General features: G+C 77.6%; 8 protein-coding genes. 3 read left to right on the forward strand and 5 right to left on the reverse strand.

What is annotated here, in order from left to right:
- The first annotated feature begins 146 nt into the window (after positions 1–146).
- The 3 genes from fxsT to ACFV6D_RS11100 are packed head-to-tail and all read left to right on the forward strand — an operon-like array spanning position 147 to position 9,110.
- Positions 147–6,824 (forward strand): FxSxx-COOH system tetratricopeptide repeat protein, encoded by a 6,678-nt coding sequence (fxsT, locus tag ACFV6D_RS11090; protein ID WP_380559300.1) that lies wholly within the window; start codon positions 147–149, stop codon positions 6,822–6,824.
- Between the two features lie 4 nt (positions 6,825–6,828).
- Complete coding sequence (locus ACFV6D_RS11095) at positions 6,829–8,085, forward strand: CHAT domain-containing protein (protein ID WP_063345885.1); 1,257 nt, start codon at positions 6,829–6,831, stop codon at positions 8,083–8,085.
- A complete protein-coding gene (locus ACFV6D_RS11100) occupies positions 8,082–9,110 on the forward strand; it encodes a hypothetical protein (RefSeq protein WP_380559302.1) in 1,029 nt (342 codons plus the stop codon). The genes ACFV6D_RS11095 and ACFV6D_RS11100 overlap by 4 nt, the downstream gene beginning before the upstream one ends.
- Before the next feature lie 112 nt (positions 9,111–9,222).
- On the opposite strand, the gene ACFV6D_RS11105 is transcribed toward ACFV6D_RS11100, so the two are convergent.
- From ACFV6D_RS11105 to ACFV6D_RS11125, 5 genes are all read right to left on the reverse strand, one after another.
- Positions 9,223–10,890 (reverse strand): thiopeptide-type bacteriocin biosynthesis protein, encoded by a 1,668-nt coding sequence (locus ACFV6D_RS11105; RefSeq protein ID WP_380559304.1) that lies wholly within the window; start codon positions 10,888–10,890, stop codon positions 9,223–9,225.
- A 28-nt stretch (positions 10,891–10,918) separates the two neighbouring features.
- On the reverse strand, positions 10,919–12,823 hold the full coding sequence (locus ACFV6D_RS11110) for a TOMM precursor leader peptide-binding protein (protein ID WP_380559306.1): 1,905 nt from the start codon (positions 12,821–12,823) through the stop codon (positions 10,919–10,921).
- Positions 12,820–14,619: a hypothetical protein gene (locus ACFV6D_RS11115; RefSeq protein ID WP_380559308.1), complete on the reverse strand. Its 1,800-nt coding sequence runs from the start codon at positions 14,617–14,619 to the stop codon at positions 12,820–12,822. Before ACFV6D_RS11115 ends, ACFV6D_RS11110 begins: the two co-directional genes overlap by 4 nt.
- Positions 14,616–15,779 (reverse strand): hypothetical protein, encoded by a 1,164-nt coding sequence (locus ACFV6D_RS11120; RefSeq protein WP_380559310.1) that lies wholly within the window; start codon positions 15,777–15,779, stop codon positions 14,616–14,618. Before ACFV6D_RS11120 ends, ACFV6D_RS11115 begins: the two co-directional genes overlap by 4 nt.
- Positions 15,780–15,873: 94 nt before the next feature.
- Complete coding sequence (locus ACFV6D_RS11125; protein ID WP_380559312.1) at positions 15,874–18,699, reverse strand: lantibiotic dehydratase; 2,826 nt, start codon at positions 18,697–18,699, stop codon at positions 15,874–15,876.
- Positions 18,700–18,857 lie beyond the last annotated feature (158 nt).

The raw sequence follows: 18,857 nt of genomic DNA on the forward strand, positions 1-18,857 counted from the left end.
CATGATCATCCGGGTACGCTACCGTCCGGTACCGACAGTGGTGCGCCCGGCTCCGGGTGACCGGCGGAATCCGGTGACACGGCGCCCGCCCGCGACTACGGTGGGCGGGCGGAACCGTACGTGGGGGTGAGGGCGCCGAAGTGTTGATGTCCAGGACGACGCATGTCCGGCCCGAGGGCGGCCTGCCCGACCACGAGGCCTTCGACCAGCGCCGCCGCCCGGTCTCACCCGCCACCGCCGGGAACCCGCATGCCGAGCAGCGGGCGGCCGTGCTGCCGCCCGAGGCGGCGCGGGCCGCGCTGACCGTCGAGGCGAGCGCCCCCGCTCCCAACCTGCCGCCCCGCGCCGTGGACCGACTCGTGGGCCGCGACGGCGCGTTGCGGGCGATCGCCGAGGCGCTGTCGGACGGCGACGGCAGCGGGCTGGTCACCCAGGCCACCACGCTGCACGGCCTCGGCGGGGTCGGCAAGACCACCGTCGCACTGCACTACGCCTACGCCGAGGCCGCGCACTACCGGCTGATCTGGTGGATCACCGCCGAGTCCGAGGAGCAGCTCGCCGAGGCCTTCGCCGACCTCGCCGTCCACCTCCACCCCACCTGGGCCCTCACCGCCCCGCCCGGCCAGCAGGTCGAATGGGCGCTCGCCTGGCTGCGCGCCCACGACCGCTGGCTGCTCGTCTACGACAACGCCGAGGACCCGGTCCACCTCACCCCCTATCTCGGCCGGCTGCTCGGCCGCGGCCACCAGTTGGTCACCAGCCGCCGCGCCGGCGGCTGGCACCCCGGCATCCGCCCGGTGCGGATCGACGTCCTCGACGCCCCCGAGGCCACCCGGCTGCTCTGCGGCGCCGCCTACCCCGGGGCGCGGGCCGAACAGGCCGAGGTGCTCGCCCTGGCCGACGAACTCGGCCATCTCCCGCTCGCCCTCGCCCAGGCCGGCGCCTACGTGCAGCAGACCGGCACGACCTTCGCCGCCTACCGCGAGCTGCTGCGCACCAGCAGCCCGGCCGGCCCTGACGCCGACTCCGACTCCGGTACCGGCTCCGACTCCGGCACCGGCGCGGTGGCCACCGTCTCCCGGCTCTGGCACACCACCCTGCGCACCGTCCAGGCCACCACCCCGTTCGCCGTCGAGCTGCTGCGCACGCTCGCCTGGTACGCCCCCGAGGCGCTGCCGCGCGAAGCCCTGACGCCCTTCGGCGCGCGCCGCCCGGTCGAGGTCGACTCCGCGCTGCGGCTGCTCGCCGACTACAACCTGATCACCCTCGGCGACACCGTCACCGTGCACCGCCTGCTCCAGGGCGTGCTGCGCCGTTCCGACGGCGCCCGCCCGCTGCGCCGGCGCGCCGAACAGCAGCTCGCCGAGGCCGCCGCCCGGCTCTGGCCGACCGCCGGGCCCCGGCTTCGCCGGGCGCTGCTGCCGCACATCCGCGAGCTGGCCGCCGGCGGCCCGTCCGAGCAGCCCACCCCGCAGACCGTCGCGCTGTACCGGCTGGCCACCGGCGAGCTGACCGACCGGGCCCAGCGGGTGTTCGCCATCCCGCTGGTCACCGCAATGGCCGACGACCAGACCCGCCTGCTGGGCGCCGACCACCCCGACACCCTGGCCATCCGGGGCCGGCTCGCCGAACTCCACGCCCGGGCCGGCGATCCGGCCCGGGCCGTCGCGCTCTGCCGGGCGGTGGTGGCCGACCGCACCCGCCTCCAGGGCCACGACCACCCGGCCACCCTCGCCGACCGCAGCACCCTCGCCCACGCCTACCGCAAGGCGGGTGAACACCGCTGCGCCGTCGAGGAGTTCCGCGCGGTGGCGGCCGACCGGGCGCGGGTGCTCGGCGCCGACAGCCGGGAGACCCTCACCAGCCGCGCGGGCCTGGCCTACGCCCTCCAGGTGGCCGGTCAACACCAGGCGGCGGTGGCGGAGTTCGAGCGGCTGCTGGCCGACGCCGGCCGGGTCCTGGACGACCCCGACCACCCGGACATCCTGGCCCACCGCAACGGGCTCGCGTACGCCCAACTCACTGCCGGCCAGCATCGGTTGGCCATCACCCTGTACGAGCAGGCGGTGGCCGACCGGGCCCGGGTGCTCGGCGCCGACCACCCCGACACCCTCACCAGCCGCGACTGGCTCGCGGCCGCCCACGTCGTCGCGGGCGACCACCGGGCCGCGGTCGCCGGGTACGAGGCGCTGGTCGCCGACCACGTCCGGGTGCAGGGGCCGGACCATCCGCAGACCCTCTTCGCACGCGGCCGACTGGCGACGGCCTACTGCGAGGCCGGGCACCCGGCTTCGGCGGTCGCCCGGTTCACCGATCTGGTCCGCGACTACACCCGCGTCCTCGGGCCCGACCACCCCCACACCCTGGACGTGCGCAGCGGTCTCGCCCACGCCCACCGCGAGGCGGGCCAACTCCGGACGGCGGTGGACGAACACCGGGCGCTGGTCCGCAGCCGCTCCCGCGTCCAGGGGGCGGACCACCCCGGCACCCTGGAGGAGCGCAGCGACCTCGCCTACGCGCTGCGCGTCGCGGGCCGGACCGACCGTGAACTGGACGAGTTCGAGGGCCTGGTGGCCCACCGCGCCCGCGTCCAGGGCCCGGACCACCCGGACACCCTGGACGAACGGTCCAACCTCACCCGCACCCTGCTGCTGGCCGGGCGCCCCCGCGCGGCGCTCGCCGAATGCCGACGGCTCCTCGCCGACCGTGAGCGGGTCCACGGCCCCGACCACCACGAGACCTTCGAGGCCCGGCTGAGCCTGGCCCGGGCCCTCGGCGACGCCGGCGACCACCGGCACGCGGCGGAGCTGTGCGACCGACTCGTCGCCGACCGGCTGCGGGTGCTCGGCGCCGACCACCCCGCCGTCCTCCACACCCGTGGCTGGCAGGCCTGGCTGCACGGCGCGGCGGAGCACCACCGGCAGGCCGTGGAACTGCGCGAACGGCTGGTGGCCGACTACGACCGGGTCCACGGCCCCGACCACCCGCAGACCCTCAACGCCCGCACCGGCCTGGCCTACGCCCTCCAGTGCGCGGGGCGGATCCGGGAGGCGCTCGCCGAACGCGAACGGGTGCTGGCCGACCTGACCCTGACGCTCGGTGCCGGGCATCCCACCACCCTCGGCGCCCGCCTCCAGCTGGCGCGGACCCACGACGAGAGCGGCGACCACCCGCGCGCCGTGGAGCTGTACGCGGAACTGGTCGCCGACTGCGTCCTGCTGTACGGCGAGGAACACCCCCGCACCCTCAGTGCCCGGTGGTGGCTCGCCTCCGCGCACGGGGACGCCGGGGAACACCGGCGCGCGGCGGAACTGTACGAAGCGCTGGCGGCCGACCGCGCCCGGCTCCAGGGCCCCGACCACCCGGAGACGCTCAACACCCGCTGGTGGCACGCCGACAGCTGCCGGGAGGCGGGCGACCACCGACAGGCCGTCACGCTGTCCGAAGCCCTGGTGGCCGACCACGCCCGCGTCCACGGACCGGAACACCCCGACACCCTGGGCGCCCGTCTGGCGCTGGCGCAGGCACTCACCGCCGCCGGCCGGCACCGCCGGGCGCTGGAGCTCCACCAGGAGCTCGTCGCGGACCGGGCCCGGCTCCAGGGTCCCGACCACCCGGACACCCTCAATGCCCGCTGGTGGCTGGCACACGACTGCCAGCAGGCCGGCGAGCACCGCCGCGCGGTGGAGCTGTACGACGCGCTGGCGGCCGACCGCAGCCGGATCCTCGGCGCCGACCACCCCCAGACCCTCACCGCCCGCTGGTGGCAGGCGAACGGCCACCAGCGGGCCGGCCACCACCGCCGCGCGGTGGAGCTGTTCGACGCACTGGTGGCCGACGACACCCGGATCCGCGGTGCCGACCACGCCGAGACCCTGGCCACGCGCGCCGGACTGGCCTGGGCCACCTCCGCCGCGAAGGACCACCGCCGCGCCATCGCCTGCTACGAGGCCCTGGCCGCCGACCGCACCCGGCTCCACGGCGCCGACCACCCGCTGGCCCTGGACGCCCGCGGCTCCCTGGCCTGGGCGCACGGCGAGGCGGGCGAGCACCGCCGCGCCGCAGAGCTGCACTCCGCGCTGGTGGCCGACCGCACCCGGCTCCAGGGCCCCGACCACCCCGAGACCCTCGACACCCGGCGCTCGCAGGCGGCGGGCCACCGCGAGGTCGGCGAACTCGACCGCGCCCTGGAGCTGTACGAGGCACTGGTCGCGGACCTGGCCCGGGTCCTGGGCGCCGACCACCCCACCACCCTGGACACCCGGCTCGGCCTGGCCCGGACCTGCCGCGACGCGGCCGAGCACGACCGCTCGGTGGACCTGTTCCGGGCCCTGGTCGCCGACTACGAACGGGTGCTCGGACCGGACCACCCCGACACCCTCGACGCGCGGCTCGGCCTCGCACGGTCGGTGGTGGCGGCGGGCGACCACCCCGCCGCCGCCGAGCTGTACACGGCGCTGCTGGCCGACCAGGAGCGGGCGCAGGGCCCGGACCACCCGGACACGCTCACCACCCGGTGGTGGCAGGCCGCCGCCCACCGCGACGCGGACGACCAGCGCCGCGCGGCCGAGGCCTTCGGCGCCGTCGCCGCCGACCGGGCCCGGGTGCTCGGCGCCGACCACCCGGACACCCTCAACGCCCGCTGGTGGCAGGCGTCCTCGTACCGCGCGGGCTACGACCTCCAACGCGCGCTCGACCTGGCCGCGCCCCTGGTCGCCGACACCGAGCGGGTGCTCGGACCGGACCACCCCGACGCCCTCGGCGCCCGGTTCCTGCTGGCCTGGACGTACCGGTCGGGCGGCGACCACCGCCCCGCGACGGAACTCGACGAGGCGCTGCTGCGGGACCGGATCCGGCTCCAGGGCCCGGACCACCCCGGCACCCTCGCCTGTCGCGGCAGCCTCGCCCAGGACCGCCGACTCGCGGGCCTCCTGCACCAGGCCGAGGCCGAACGGGAGGCACTGGCCGCCGACCGTGCGCGCATCCACGGCCCCGACCACCCGGACACCCTCCACCAGCTCTCCCAACTCGCCGAGGCCGTCCTCGCCACCGGCGAACTCGACCGCGCCACAGCCCTGTTCACCGAGCTGATCGCCCACCGGAGCCGGGTCCAGGGCGCGGACCACCCGGACACCCTCGGCGAGCGCTCCAGCCTCGCCTCCACCCACGCCCGCGCCGGCCGGCAGCGGCAGGAGATCGTCGAACGGCTGATGCTGCTCGCCGACCACGAGCGCGTACACGGCCAGGACCACCCCGACGCCCTCACCGCGCGCGCCGACCTCGCCCACGCCCACCGCCGCCGCTGGGAGCACGACCGCGCCGACGCGCTCTACCGCGCCCTGCTGGCCGACCGCACCCGGATCCTCGGTGCCGAACACCCCGGCGCCCTCGACGCCCTCGATGCCCTCGATGCCCTCGACGACCGGGACAGCATCGCGCTCAACCTCGTCGAGGCCGGCCGGTACGCGGAGGGCGCCGACTGCTACCGGGAGGTGCTGGCCGCCGTCGAATCGGCCCTCGGTCCGGAGCACCTCCTCGCCCACGCCGTGCGGTACGGCCTCGCCCAGGCCCTGGTGCTCGCCGGGGACCACGCCGGCGCGATCGCCGAACTGTCGCCCCTGACGCCGGACTGGACCCGACCCGCCGGCCCCGCCCTGCCCGGCCTCGTCCGCTCCGGGTGCGTCCTCGCCCTCGCCCGCCACCTCAACGGGGAGCACGACACGGCGGTGCGCCTGGCCGCCGCCCTCGCCGCCTGCGCGGACGACGCCCTCGGCAGCACCGACGACGCCACCCTCACCGCCCGCGAGGCCCACGCGCTGCTGCTGGCCTGCGGCCCGCGGCCGCTGCGCGCCGTCGTCCGGCTGGAGGAACTCGCCGAGGAGTGCGCCGCGAGCCACGGCCCCCGCAACTCCCTCACCCTGAGCATCCGCCAGAGCCTCGCCCACGCGCGGCTGCGGGCCGGCGACGCCATCGGGGCGGTGCGGGTGTACGAAGGCATCGTCGCCGACCGGATCCCGGCCGGGGCACTGCTGACCGGGCACCGGCAGGCCGACGACGTCGCCGTCAGCCTCGGCGCCCTGCGCCCCGGGCTGCTCCCGGTGTTCCCCACGCTGGCCGTCGGCCTGGCCGCCGCGCTCGCCGCGAGCGGGCGCCGGGACGCCGCCCAGGGCCTGCTGGCGGCCGTCCACACCGCGCGCCGGACCCTGATGGGCCCCGGCCATCCGCTGGCGGTGGAGAGCCGGACGGCCCTGGCCCGACTCGACGGCGGCGCAGCCGAGTCGCCGGCCCGACTCGACGGCGGCGGGCCGCAGTCGCTGCCGGCCGCACCCGTCCGCGCGGAGCTCGGCCCGGAACCGTCCGAGCCGGCCGCGCTGATCCGGCGCTCGCGCGGGTCGCGGCACCGCCCCCCGGCGCCCGCGCCGGCCAGGACGGCCTGGCGGCCCCGGCTCACCCTGCTCGACGAGCCGGCGGTGGGGGCCGCCGTGCACCTGGAACTGCGGCTGGAACCCGAGGTGCCGCAGAGCGACCCCGGCGAGCTGCCGGGCCTGCGCCTGGTGGCCGTCGCCGCCTCGGACGCCGTGCTCGATCCGCCCGTCGCCGACTACAGCCCCGCCGGGGAGCCCGTCCGCTTCGCGCTGACCCCGTCCGTGCCGGGGCCGCACACCGTCCGGATCACCGTCTACGACCGGGGGCACGGCGCCGTGCTCCAGGACCTGTGCGCCGTCGTCGAGGTCCCGCCCGTCGCGCAAGCCGCCACCGTCGCCGCCCAAGCCGTCACCTCTCAAGCCATCACCGTCGCCGACATCGCCCAGGACGAGGAGTAATCGCGTGGCCCGGGACCTCCTCGTCGAGATCCGCCAGAACCCCTCCGCCGACTTCACCCGGCTCCCCCGGCAGCAGGCGCCGGACGCCCCGCAGGCCAAGGAGCCGGCCCCGCTGGACCTCGTGGTCTCGCTGCGCCGCCACCGCGACGACCTGTTCGTCTCCGCCTTCCGGCCCGGCGAGCGCACGCCCTGGTCCCGCCCCCACCGCGCGGAGCTGAAGGTGTCCGCCCCCGCCCTGCTCGCCCGGGCCTCCCGGCTGCGGACCGTCTGGCGCGACCGCCTGGTCCAGTACGACCCGGAGCCGATCGGCGGCTACCCCTTCGCCCAGGCCGTCGACTTCAACCGGCTGGCCGGCGTCGCCGAGCGGCAGGTCGCCGAACTGGCCGAGGAGGGACGGTACTTCCTGGAGGTGATGCTCGACGGGCCGGAGCGCGAGCTCACCGTCTTCCGCGAGTACCTCACCCGGACGCTCACCGAGCACGGCTCGCTGCGGATCAGCTTCGACTCCGACCTCCACCTGCCCTGGCCGATGCTCGCCGTCGACGGCGGCCACGCCGACCCGTGGGCGGACTTCCTCGGCCACCGCCACCAGGTCGAGCAGACCGGCGCCGGCTATCCGCCGATCCAGCCGCCGTACCCGGCCCGCACCAGGCCCGTCACCAGCCTCAACACCGACGACCAGCTCACCGACGTCGGCCGGGCCCCCGAGGTCCGCAAGCTGCTGGAGGACCGCTCCCAGCTGACCGTGCGCACCGAGTCCGAGCCGCTGCTCAAGGCGCTGTCCTCCGCCGTGCTGGACGAGGACGTCATGTACTTCTGGTGCCACGGCCAGTTCGTCGCCGGCGACTCCCCGTACGAGCAGCTCGCCGTCCGGCTCTCCGACGACCGCCAGATCGACGCCGACCTGGTGCGCCGCCACCGCCGCCGGCACGCCGAGGCGCCGGACGCCATGTTCCGGCCGTTCGTGCTGCTGAACGCGTGCCACACCGGGCAGTCCACGGCCGCCGAACTGGAGCACCTCGGCCGGGCGCTGGTCGACCTCGGCGCCAACGGCGTGCTCGGCCCGCAGATCGAGATCCCGCAGGTCTTCGCCGCCGAGTACGCCTTCGCCTTCCTCGACCTCTACCTGACCGGGGAGTTCACGGCGGGCGAGATCACCCAGCAGCTGGTCCGGCGGTTCGCCCGCGAGTACCGCAACCCGCTGGCGCTCACCTACTCCCTGCACTGCGGCCTCGACAGCATCCTGGAGCTGACCCCGTGACGGCGCCCACGCCCATCGCCACCGCCACCGTCGACCTGGACGAGGAGGGCCGGCTGCTCGTCCCCGGCACCCGCACGCCGGTGCCCGAGGCCCGGATCGCCCAACACCTCGCCCGGCACCTGCGCATCCCCCCGCGGGCGACCGACGTCTACGTCTACGTCCACGGCTGGCAGACCAGCCCCGCCGCCGCCGACCGCTCGGCCGCCGCCCTGCTCACCGAGGCCGCCGCCCTGCACCGGTCCGCGCCGACCGCCTACCCCGGGCTGACCAGGGGGTTCCGCCCGTGGTGCGTGGTGGTGCGCTGGCCGTCCTCCAGCCTGCCGTCGCCGGCCGGCTACCGCCGGATCCGGGCCCGGGCGCACGCCATGAGCGCCCAGGGGCAGGCCGGGCGCGTCCTGGGCCACCTGCTCGGCTACCTGGACGCCGACCGCGGCGACCCGGCCTCGCCCCGCGTCCTGGCCAACCGCAACGGCCAGTACCTGCACCTGGTCGGCCACTCCTTCGGCGGCCGCTTCCTCTGCGAGGCCGTCCAGTACGCGGCCGACCGGCCCGCCGGGCCGCCGGTGCTGGGCTGGAGCCGGCCGGGCGACCCCACCCGGCCGTTCACCGTCGACAGCGCGCTGGTCTTCCAGATGGCCGCGCCCCGCGACGCCTTCACCCACCTCTTCCCCCGGCTGTTCCTCGGCCCCGGCCGCCCCGGCGCCCCGCTGCGCGGCCCGCTGGTGCTCACCCACTCCCGCTGGGACCGCGCCACCGGCTTCTGGCACCTGCGCGCCGAGGGCCGCCCGGGCATCGGCCACTCCGGCACCGGCGTCGCCCCCGTCCCCCAGTTCAGCACCCGGCTGCGCCCCACCGCCTCCCCGTACCCGCGCACCGAGTTGGACCACCCGATCGTCAACATCGACGCCGCCCGGGTCTACCGCGGCGGCCTGGCCGCCCGCCTCAACCCGGCGGGCGCCCACTCCGACTTCCACCACCCCGAATCCGCCCACCTGCTGCTCAGCCTCGCCGCCCACTCACGCTGACCGCCCACTCAGCTGACCGCCCGGCCCCGGGCATCCCGGGGCGGGCCCGGCAACTCCCGCCGGGCGCGCGACGCCGGGCGCCCGAGGCCGCGCGCTGATCCGACGCGAGGTGTCAGACCCGCCCCAGCGGCAGGAGGTACTGCACGGGCTCGTCCAGGTCGTCCAGGCCGAGGAGTTCGTGGGCGAGGTCGTCGTGGACCCCGCCGAGGGGAATCGTGCCGAGGCCGAAGGCCGTGGCGGCGAGCAGCAGGTTCTGGGTCAGGTGGCCGGCCTCCAGCAGGCCCAGGCGCAGCGCCCGCAGGCCGTAGCGGCTGCGCAGCAGGGCGAGGTCGACGTAGACCGCGAGGACCGCGGGGGCCTCGTCGATGCCGACGGCGTCCGGATCCGCGGCCGGGCGGGAGAGGTAGGAGGAGAGGGCCTTGAGGTCGTCGAGGGCGGGGGCCGGGCCGATCGGGCGCAGCGCGCGGCGCTCCGGCAGGCACTGGTAGGTGCCGGCGGGCAGGCCGTCCACGGCGAGGGCGAGCAGGCGCAGACGGACGCTGTACAGCGCGCCCGCGCTCGGGTACGGGCGGTGGCCGTGGGCGGGGGCGGTGCCGTCGGCGATCGGCCGGCGCAGTTCCGGGCCCGGTGCGCACGCGGACCAGAGCACCCCGCCGAGGGTGGCGGTGGTGAGCGGGCCGGTCAGCGGGCCGCGGGCGGAGCGACGGGTGCGCAGGGCCTCGGCGAGGGTGAGCTCCGGCAGGGGCTCGGCGGGCAGCCGGACGTCGTCGGGCTGTTCCCGCGGGGCCGGGCGGGGCGCCAGGTCGCGCAGCGCGGTGTCCTCGCTGCGGCCGATCTGGAACTTGCTGCGCTCCAGGTACTGGTAGTCGGGGGCGTGCCGGTCGGCGGGGAAGAAGGCGAACGGCCGGTCCGTCTCCAGCAGCGTGCGGGCGGCGAGTCGGCAGACCGCGCGCTCCTCGTCGGGACCGACGCCGAGGCGGTTGAACAGCATGTGCAGCTGGGAGGCCCAGGCCCAGGACAGCCGCTCGGCGGCCTCGGGCGGCGAGGCCGCGCGCATCCGGTCGGCCGCGGCCGCCACCTGCCCGGACCAGTCGGTCAGCCAAGGTGCGGCGGCGCCGGTGTCGAGTGCCTCGCGCAGGGCGCGGGCACGCCGGGCCAACGCGTCCCGCTGCCGGGCGAACACCGTGTTGACCCTGGTGTGGACGGCCGCGCCGGGCAGCGGCCGGTACTCGGTGACCCAGCGCCAGGAGGCGGCGTGGCGGCGCAGCCAGCGGGCGGCGGAGAGGTCGTCGAGGCCGAGCGCGTGGGCGGTGGTGTGGGCGAGGTCGAGGGCGAGCGGCAGGCGGGCGGCGGTTGCGGAGGCGGCCCGCAGGGCACGGACGGCCGTGCGGGAGGAGTGGCCGAAGAGGTCCTCGGCGATCGGCAGCAGGGCCGGGCCGCCGTAGCGTTCGGTCTCGGGCTGGTAGGGCACCGCCGTCACCTCGCCGTGGCGGGGCGCCCAGGGGCCGGTGGGCGGGGTGCGGCGGGCGGCGAGGCGGGCGAGGTCGGCGGCGAGTCCTTCGGCCTGCTCCGGCGCGCCCGGGCCGTGGAAGCGGATCCGCAGGTGGGGGCCGCCCTCGCCGTAGCGGATGAAGAACCAGTCGGCGTCCGGATCCGTCGTCAGCCCGTCCATCAGGGGGGCGAGGTCGTCGGTGACGAAGGTGTCGGCGTCCCGGGCGGTCAGGGGAAGCGCGAGGTGCAGGCTCTGCCAGTGGGTGGTCGGCCGGTGGTGGGTGGTCATCGGGTCCTCGGGGAGGGGGTCGGGGCCGTCACGGGAACGGGTGCGGGTGGAGGGCCAGGTCGTCGTGGTGCAGCGGGCGGGGGCTGCGGCCGAGCCGGTGCGGGACGGCCAGCAGCCGGGGCAGGCCGCGGGTGCGGCGGTTGACGTGCCCGAAGGTCATCGGGAGGGTCCCGGGGATGACGACCTTGGCGCAGTGCAGGCCGAGCCGTTCGCGGACCCCGGGCTCGTCCTGGGTGACCACCACGACGTCGAGGCCCTCCTCGGCGAGCCGGGCCACCGTCCGCTCCAGCAGCAGGGTCAGGTCGGTGACCGGCTCGGGGGCGCCGGGCCAGCGTTCGGGCCAGGGCACCGGGGGCGGGCCGGCGAAGAGGAAGTCCAGGCGGGGCTGCGCCTCGGGCAGGGTGTTGAGGCCGACGTGGTCCTCCAGGCCGACCACCAGCTCGGGGCGTTCCAGCATCGGCCGCAGCCGGTCCGGGTCGCGCGGCCCGCCCGGGGTGGCCGGGCGGTGCGCCGCCTCCTGCACGTTGGTGACCACTTCGGCGACGGCCGAGCGGATCGCCGCCCGCGGGTCGTGGTGGGCGCCGGCCGCCAGGAAGGTGCGCGGGGCGTCCGGGTGGCTCCCCCGGTAGCGGCAGAGGGCGATCACGGCGGGAACGCCGAGGTCGTTGGTGGCGTCGAGCAGGGTGAGCCGGTAGCCGAGCAGGCGCGCGCGGTCGGCGAGGTCGGCGACGGCCGGGTCCTCGACGGGGACGGCGACGCCGGGCAGCGGGGTCCGCGCGTACCAGGCCATCAGGAAGGCGTCCCGCTCGGCGACCTCGAACAGCCCGTAGAGGGCGGCCTCCTGGGGGCTGTTGCCGAGCCCGCAGCCGTTCGAGGACTCGTAGACCACCCTGGGGCGGTCCCGGTCCGGGAGCTCCCAGTAGGCGACGTGCTCCGGCACGGCGAGCGGGCGCGCGTGGGTGAGGGACCAGCCGTGGACCCAGTCCAGCACGAGGTCGGGGGTGTACGGGACGGTGGCCCGGTTCGGGTGCCCGTGGTGCGCGGGATCGGGCAGCCCCAGCAGGACGGGGTCGAGGACGGCCTCGGGCCCCAGGTCGCGCGCGAGGTCGCCGTAGGAGCCCCGCAGGACGGTCCTGCGACCGAGCGGCCGCATGCCCGCGAAGCGCTCGACGCTCTCGAACAGCGCCACCCGCTCGCTGGACCGGAAGTCCACGGCCCGCCCGTAGCCGCCGTCGTCGAGCAGCCGGCCGTCGGTGACCCAGGCGGTGGTGAGGGCGAACGCCGAGTCCTCGGTGCGGAACAGGCGCCGGACCGGGCCGAACCGCTCGTCGTACAGCTCGGCACGCAGCCGGTCGTTGGCCCTGCCGTCGGTGCCCGTCAGGTCGTTCGCGCCGCGCAGCACGGCCGGATCGGGCAGCGGGCGGGGTGTCAGGGGCAGCCGGGCGGCGGCGGGCGAGTCGGCGGGCAGCGGGCGGCAGACCGGGCAGCCGCCGACCGGGCGGACCAGGTGGGTGGACCAGGTGGCGCGGTCGCCGTGGACGAGGTGGACGGTGGCGTGCGGCCCGGACTCCGCCCGGTCGGCGGCGAGGTCGGCGGCGAGCGCGGCGACCGCCTCGGTGAAGGCCGGGGTGCCGGTGCCCGCGAGCGCCAGTGCGGGGCTGCGCCAGGGCACCCGGCCGCCCGCGGTGGCCAGGCGCTGGTACTCGGTGCAGCTCAGACAGGCCGACGCCCCCGGCTCCAGGACCGGCCCGACGACCGTCAGCGCGCCGTCCTCCCGTACCGGCACCAGTCGCACCGGGTGCTCCAGCGCGTGGCGGCTGAGTCGGGCGGCCAGGTCGAGGGTCCAGCTGGTGAGGTGGACGACGGCGGTGCCGCTCGTGGTCGCCAGCGCCCGCTCGGGGTCGAGGACCGGCAGGTCGGTGGCGGTGGTCATGGGTGGCCTCCGGTGGTCACGAGAACCGTGAAGCCGCAGCCGTCCAGGGCGTTCGCCAGGGGGCGGGCGGCGGCGGTGGCGGGCTGCCAGGGGTCGGCGCGCAGCCCGGTCAGGCGGCCCAGGGAGTCGCGCAACGCCGCTTCCCGGCCCGCGAGTTCGGCGATCCAGCGGTCCGTCCAGCCCTCGTCCGTCCAGCCCGGGTCCGTCCAGCCTGGCTCCGGGCGGCCTGGGTCCGGGCGGCCTGGGTCCGGGCGGCCGGCCGGCTGCCGCCGGGCGGCGAGCGGGGCGGCGGCGCCGGTGAGGGTGGTGTGGTGGGCGGCGGACAGGCCGTGGCCGGCGGCCATGAGGCGGGTCAGGGCGGACAGGGCGGCGACGGCGACCGCGTCGGCGGGGGTGGCCTCGACGGCCCGACCGAGGACGGTACCGGCGGTGGCCACGACGGCCAGGAAGGCCTGCTCGTCGGCCAGTTGGCCGAGTTCCAGCTCGGGAGCGCGGCCGAGGCGCCGGGCCAGCGCCGCCCACCAGTGCGCCGCCTGGGGGTGCTCCCGCCAGGCGGCCCACGCGAGGGGGCGGCCCTCGGACGGGCAGGCGTGGGCCGCGCGGCGCAGGGCCCGGCCGAGTGCGTGGTCCGGGTCGGCGCCCACGACCGGGGCGGTCGGGTCGAGTGCGGCCAGCCGGAGTTCGGCGGCCCGACAGGCGGCGGCCAGCCGGGCGAGGTCCGTCCGGGCCGCACCGGCCACCAGAGTGCCGGCGGGTGTGCGGCAGGAGACCAGGGCCGCCGGCAGTTGCGGCAGGTCCCCAGGCGAGGGCGCGTCGAGTACGCCGATGCGCGGATCGCCGAGTGCGGTGACCCTGCGCAGGGCCTCGGCCAGGCCGTCGGGCGGCCCGGCGGAACGGCCCGGGCCCGCCGCCCACGGGTGGTAGTCGGCGCGCGGCGGGCGGGCCTCGGCCAGCAGCACCGCCGGGCGGCCGACGAGCAGCCGCGGATCGCCGTCCGGATCGCCCGGGTCCGGCAGGCCGGCGACCGCGCAGAGCAGCCGCTGCGCCGTCGCGGCGGCGAGCAGGGCGGGGAGCGTCGCGGGTGGTGGACCCGCACCCGCCGGCGTGGCGTCCGCACGCAGGCGGGCCGAGACGGCGGCGGCGTCCGCGCGGACGCGGGCCGGGTCGGCGGGCGCGGTCACGAAGCCGCCGTCCGCGTCGCACTGCATGGCGACCGCCACCGGCGGATCGCTCACGGCGGCCACCACCCGCCCGACGGACAGGCCGGCCTCGGCGAGGACGGTCGGCTCCGCCCCGCCCCGGGCGAGGGCCCGCGCCACCGCCCGGGCGCCCGGCCCGTCGGGGTCCGCGGCGGACACCACCGGGCGGGCCGCGGCCAGGGCCGCCGCGGCTGCCGCGGGCCGGGCGGCCACCGAGGCGGGCCACAGCGGGAGTTCGCGGCCATCGGGGCGGCCCGGCCGGTCGGCGCCGTCGGGGTGGTCAGCGCGGTCGGGGTGGTCGGGGTGGTCGGGGTGGTCGGCGTTCCCGGGGCGGACCGGCTGGTCGACCAGCAGGTCGTACTCGCGCAGGCGTGCGGTCACCGTGGCGAGCGCCGCCTCCACCCGGGCCGGAACGGCCTCCGGGTGCCCGTCCGCCTCGGGGCCCAGCCGGGCCTCCAGGAGCTTCCACAGGGCCGGCAGCGCCCGACTGCCCTCCAGGGTGAGGCTGGTGCCGCGCCCCCGCAGGTGCAGCCCGTCGCGCAGCGGCGTCACCGCCACGCCCGGGCGCAGCCGGGGACGGGGCTCCGGGGCCGTCATGCCGCCCCCTCGACCACGGCGATCACCTCGTCGACCCGGTCCCGCCACTGGTGCCCGGTGAGCTCCGGCACGCTGCGCACCACCAGATGGGCGGCGAGGTAGCGTTCCACCGGCCGGACGTCACAGATCGCGAGCAGCCTGTACAGGCCGTTGGTGCAGGCCCGGTAGATCAGGTAGTCGGGGCGGCTCCACATCGTGCCCGCCGGGTCCGACCGGTGCAGCAGCTGGTGGAACTCGCTGTAGACGGTACGCAGTTCGGGGTTCCACCGTTCGGCGGTGGCCCGGTCCCCGAGCGCGGCGGCGCGGTCCCGGTACTCCGACCGGTCGCCACCGAGGTCGGCCCCGGCCGCCAGCAGTTCCTCCGCCCGGCGCCAGGCCGTCGCCGACCAGCGCGCCCAGTCCCGCTCCCAGCCCTTCGCCCCGCCGTCGACGATCCGGCCGACCAGTGCCGTGACGGCCCGGCCGCTCCCCTCCCAGTGCCGCTCGAACGCGTCCCGCAGCCGCCCGTCCGGATCCTCGTGGACGAGGAAGTCCTCCAGGTGCGAGAGGAAGGAGTAGTGACCGCCGATCAGCCCGTCCGGGTGGGCGGCCGCGTGCGCCGCCAGCGCCGCCGCCACCAGTTGGACCCTGGCCTGCGGCGTGTCGCCGTGCGCCCCGAGGAAGTCGCAGGCGGAGCCGACGGCGGGCAGTCCGAGTCGCAGCAGTTCGTCCCGCAGGGCCGCCGCGTCGGGCCCGAGCAGCGCGTCCAGGGAGGTCGCGGCCCCGGCCTCGACGGGCTCCACCCGGACGGTGTTGTCCGGCACCAGCGGACCGTAGGGCGGCGCGACCAGCTCGACCCGCCCGGCGACGGCCGCCTCCGCCAGCACCTGGGCGTCGGTCCGGTCCGCGACGGACGGATGGGCGGCCGTCCACGCCCGCAGCGCCGCCGCGGAACGCTCGGCCGCGGCGGCCACCCGGTCGGCCGGGCCGGACAGCCGCAGGCGCAGGTGCGGTCCAAACCGCCAGTGCCGCTCGATGTGCACGCCCAGGCCGTCCCCCGCCGCCTGCCGGGCCAACGGCAGCACGGCCTCGCGCAACGCCCGGGCTTTGGTGGGCTGGTAGTAGTACAGGACCACGTCACACGCCGTCACGGCCCGCGGGCCACCGGCCGGATCACTCATCGAACGCCTCCTCGACGCTGCACGGATGGACCTCTACGGATGGGCCTGCACGGATGGGACTTCGTCTCCACTGCGGCCCCGGTGCGGCGGCCGCTCACCACTGGCTGCCGCCGGGCCCTGTCCGGGCGGTCACCCCACGCGTCGACCGGCCGCCCTCCCCACGCCCCGCTGGGACGGCGGTGGGCCGGGCAGGGCGGTACGTCTCGGCGACGAGTTCCACGGCCCCGGTCGGCCGGGGCCGGCCACCGAGCGCCGGCAGGGCCTCTTCGAGGACGACGCCGCGGGGGTGGCGGGTGAGCCATTTGGCGAGGTGGTGCAGGTGGAGGGGGTTGCCGAGGTCGACCGGCTGCGGTTTGGGGGCGCGCAGCCGGGCGATGAAGGCGTCGACGGCGTGACCCTCTGCGGGGCCGGCTGCGGGGCCGTCCGGCACGGGGTGCAGGAACAACTGCTCGGGGAGGTCGAGGAGGGCCCGCCAGCGGGCGGCGGTGGCCGCGGGCACGTCGCCGGGGCCGGTCTCGGCGGCGAGGTCGGCACGCAGGGCGTCGAGGACGGCCGCGGGCAGGTGCCAGCGGCGGCGGGCGAGGACGACGTGGCCGTGGCGCAACCGGGGTGTGCGGGTGACGGTGCCGCCGGGAGCGGGCAGGGTGGTGCGGGGCAGCAGCGGGCGGAAGTCGACGATGCCGTTGGGGTGGTCGGCGAGGAGCGGGGCGAGCCGTTGCGGCAGCATGATCGGCGCGAGGAAGCCCAGGTAGAGCACGTCGAGGGCTTCACCGGTGGTGCGCAGCCGGAACCGGAGCTGATCGGTGGCGGGGTCGTGGACGAGGTCGAGGTCCGGTTCGGCGAGGTTGGTCCAGCGGCGGTCGGGGCCGATCTCGTCGGCGAGCAGCCGGGGGTGGAGGTTGGCGTTGAAGCCGCCGACCGGGCGGATCTGGGCGGCGCGGGCGCCGTCGCCGAGGCCGCGGCGGATCTGCCGGGCGACGTCGGCGGCCTGTGGCGTGCCGGCGTCGAGGAAGCGGCTGGTGAAGCGCCCCCAGCCGCCGTAGACGTGGTTGACGCACAACAGGCCGTCGGCGAGGTCGTGTTGGACGAACCAGGAGTAGCTGAGCGGCCGGGCGGCGGTCCAGTCCGGCAGGCGGGCGGCCAGGGCGCGGATCCGGTCGGCGGGCAGCAACAGCTCGCCGTCGACCACGGGTGTGGCGGTGAACTCCTCCCGCAGGAGGCGAAGTTCCGGCGGTCCGGCGGTCCGTCCGGCGTCGGCCCAGGCTTCGCCGGCATCGGCGCCGAACTCCCACGGGGTGGCGCAGACGCCGCCGACGCCGTAGCGGGCGACGAAGCGGTCCCGGGCCGCCCGGCGCATCAGGTGGCCGAGGTCGAACAGCTCTGCCAGGGCGGTGAGTTCGCCGAGCGCGGCCCGGTCGGCGCCGTCCAGGTCGTGTCCGGTCGACCGCGGGCCGGGCTGGATCGGCCGGGCAGGCTCCAGCCGGGGCCGCGGCAGTGCTGCGGCGTGGACGTCCTCGGTGAGCACCGCGAGGGGTGCGGCGTGGACGTCCTCGGTGAGCACCGCGAGGGGTGCGGCGTGGACGTCCTCGGTGAGCACCGTAAGGGGCGCGGCGTGGACGTCCTCGGTGAGCACCGTAAGGGGTGCGGCGTCGGGCGGGACGGGCCGACCGGCGTCGGCGAGCAGCCGGCGCCAGTCGGCGGCGAGAGCGGCGAGCAGCGCCGGGCGCCGCTCCGCCTGGGTCGTATGGAACTGGGCTGTGTGATCGGCGAGTTGGTGGAGGCGCCGGCTCAGTTCGGCGTCCTCGGGCCACTGCCGCAGCCAGTCGCCGAGGCGTCGCAGCGGGTCCCGGTCCTGCGGATCGACGGGGTCGGCGGGCACGAGCAGCCGGGCGTCGAGGAGTTGTCCGACGAACCGGTGCACGGCCGGGTCGCCGCCGGCGCGGCCGAGGGCGGCGGTGAGCCGCTCGGTGAGCCGGGCCGGAGTGTCCGGGGTGTCGGAGAGCGCGCCGAGGAGCGCCAGTTCGGGGCGGGCCGCGAGTTCGACCTCCTCCTCGCGGGTGACCAGGTAGCGGCCGCCGGCGAACACCACCCGGGTGCGGGCGTAGCGGGCGCGGTCGCCGTCGATCCGGGCGGCGCTGGCCATCCGGTGCGGCAGGGTGCGACTGCGACGGGGTTCGTCGAGCAGGGCCTGGACGAGGGCTCCGACCAGCGTCCGGTTCTCCTTGACGACCGCGCGCGGGGCGGTGTCGCCGCCCGCCGCCCAGCCGACGGCGGTGAACCAGGAGAGCGGGCTGGTCTTGCTGGTGGCCCGCAGGGCGTGGCGCAGCACCGCGGCCTCCTCCTTGCGCGCCCGGCCCCGCCGCTCCCCCGCCGCACCGCCGTCGCGCGCCGTGTTGCCGACCGCGCGCAGCAGGTCGGCGCTGGTGAGGGCGACGGCACGGGTGAACGCGGGTGAGCGGCAGAGTTCGGCGAGGGCGGCGCGTTCGGCGGCCAGTGCGGGCGCGACGGCGGCGGCGAGGTCGTCGAGCAGGCTGGTGCGCCGCGCGCGCAGCTCCAGCCACTCGGCGAGGCGCGGGGTTCGGGCGGGGAGGTCGGCGAGCCGGGCGAGCAGGGCGGCGCGCGGCGGGCGGCCGTTGTGCAGGTCGCGGCGCAAGGGGAGCACGACCTGCCGGTGGAACGCCTCGCCGTGGCCGGCGCGGCCGGCGTGGAGGTCGTCGCAGAGGGCGGGCCGCAGGGCGGCGTCCGCGGCTTCGACGGCGGTGAGCCGGGCCAGCAGGGCCCGGACGACGGCGGCCGGGGCCGACTGGGCGGGGCGGGCGAGGACGGTGGCGCGCACCAGGGTGTACGGCGCGGTGCTGACGGGTGGCGGCGCCGGGGCCTCCTGCGGCCGGGCGGGGTGGGTCAGGGCTCGGTGCGGCATGGCGGGCTCCCTCCGACGGACCCGTGGGGCGGACAGACCTGGGTACTGCTCGTCTCGGCCGTGGGGGGGGGGGGGGGCCGGGCGGCGGGGCGGGGGGCCCCCGCCCCGACCGCCCCGCGGGGGCGCGCGCGGCGCTGGGTGGGCGAGAGAAAGGCGGT

Source organism: Kitasatospora sp. NPDC059812 (genome assembly GCF_042732075.1).
Classification (GTDB): domain Bacteria; phylum Actinomycetota; class Actinomycetes; order Streptomycetales; family Streptomycetaceae; genus Kitasatospora.

What these genes read in the sequence shown, in the direction of transcription:
- fxsT (WP_380559300.1), top strand. Translation starts at nt 147, where the DNA reads ATGTCCAGGACGACGCATGTCCGGCCCGAGGGCGGCCTGCCCGACCAC.
- ACFV6D_RS11105 (WP_380559304.1), bottom strand. Translation starts at nt 10,890, where the DNA reads ATGACCACCCACCACCGGCCGACCACCCACTGGCAGAGCCTGCACCTC.
- ACFV6D_RS11110 (WP_380559306.1), bottom strand. Translation starts at nt 12,823, where the DNA reads ATGACCACCGCCACCGACCTGCCGGTCCTCGACCCCGAGCGGGCGCTG.
- ACFV6D_RS11115 (WP_380559308.1), bottom strand. Translation starts at nt 14,619, where the DNA reads ATGACGGCCCCGGAGCCCCGTCCCCGGCTGCGCCCGGGCGTGGCGGTG.
- ACFV6D_RS11120 (WP_380559310.1), bottom strand. Translation starts at nt 15,779, where the DNA reads ATGAGTGATCCGGCCGGTGGCCCGCGGGCCGTGACGGCGTGTGACGTG.
- ACFV6D_RS11125 (WP_380559312.1), bottom strand. Translation starts at nt 18,699, where the DNA reads ATGCCGCACCGAGCCCTGACCCACCCCGCCCGGCCGCAGGAGGCCCCG.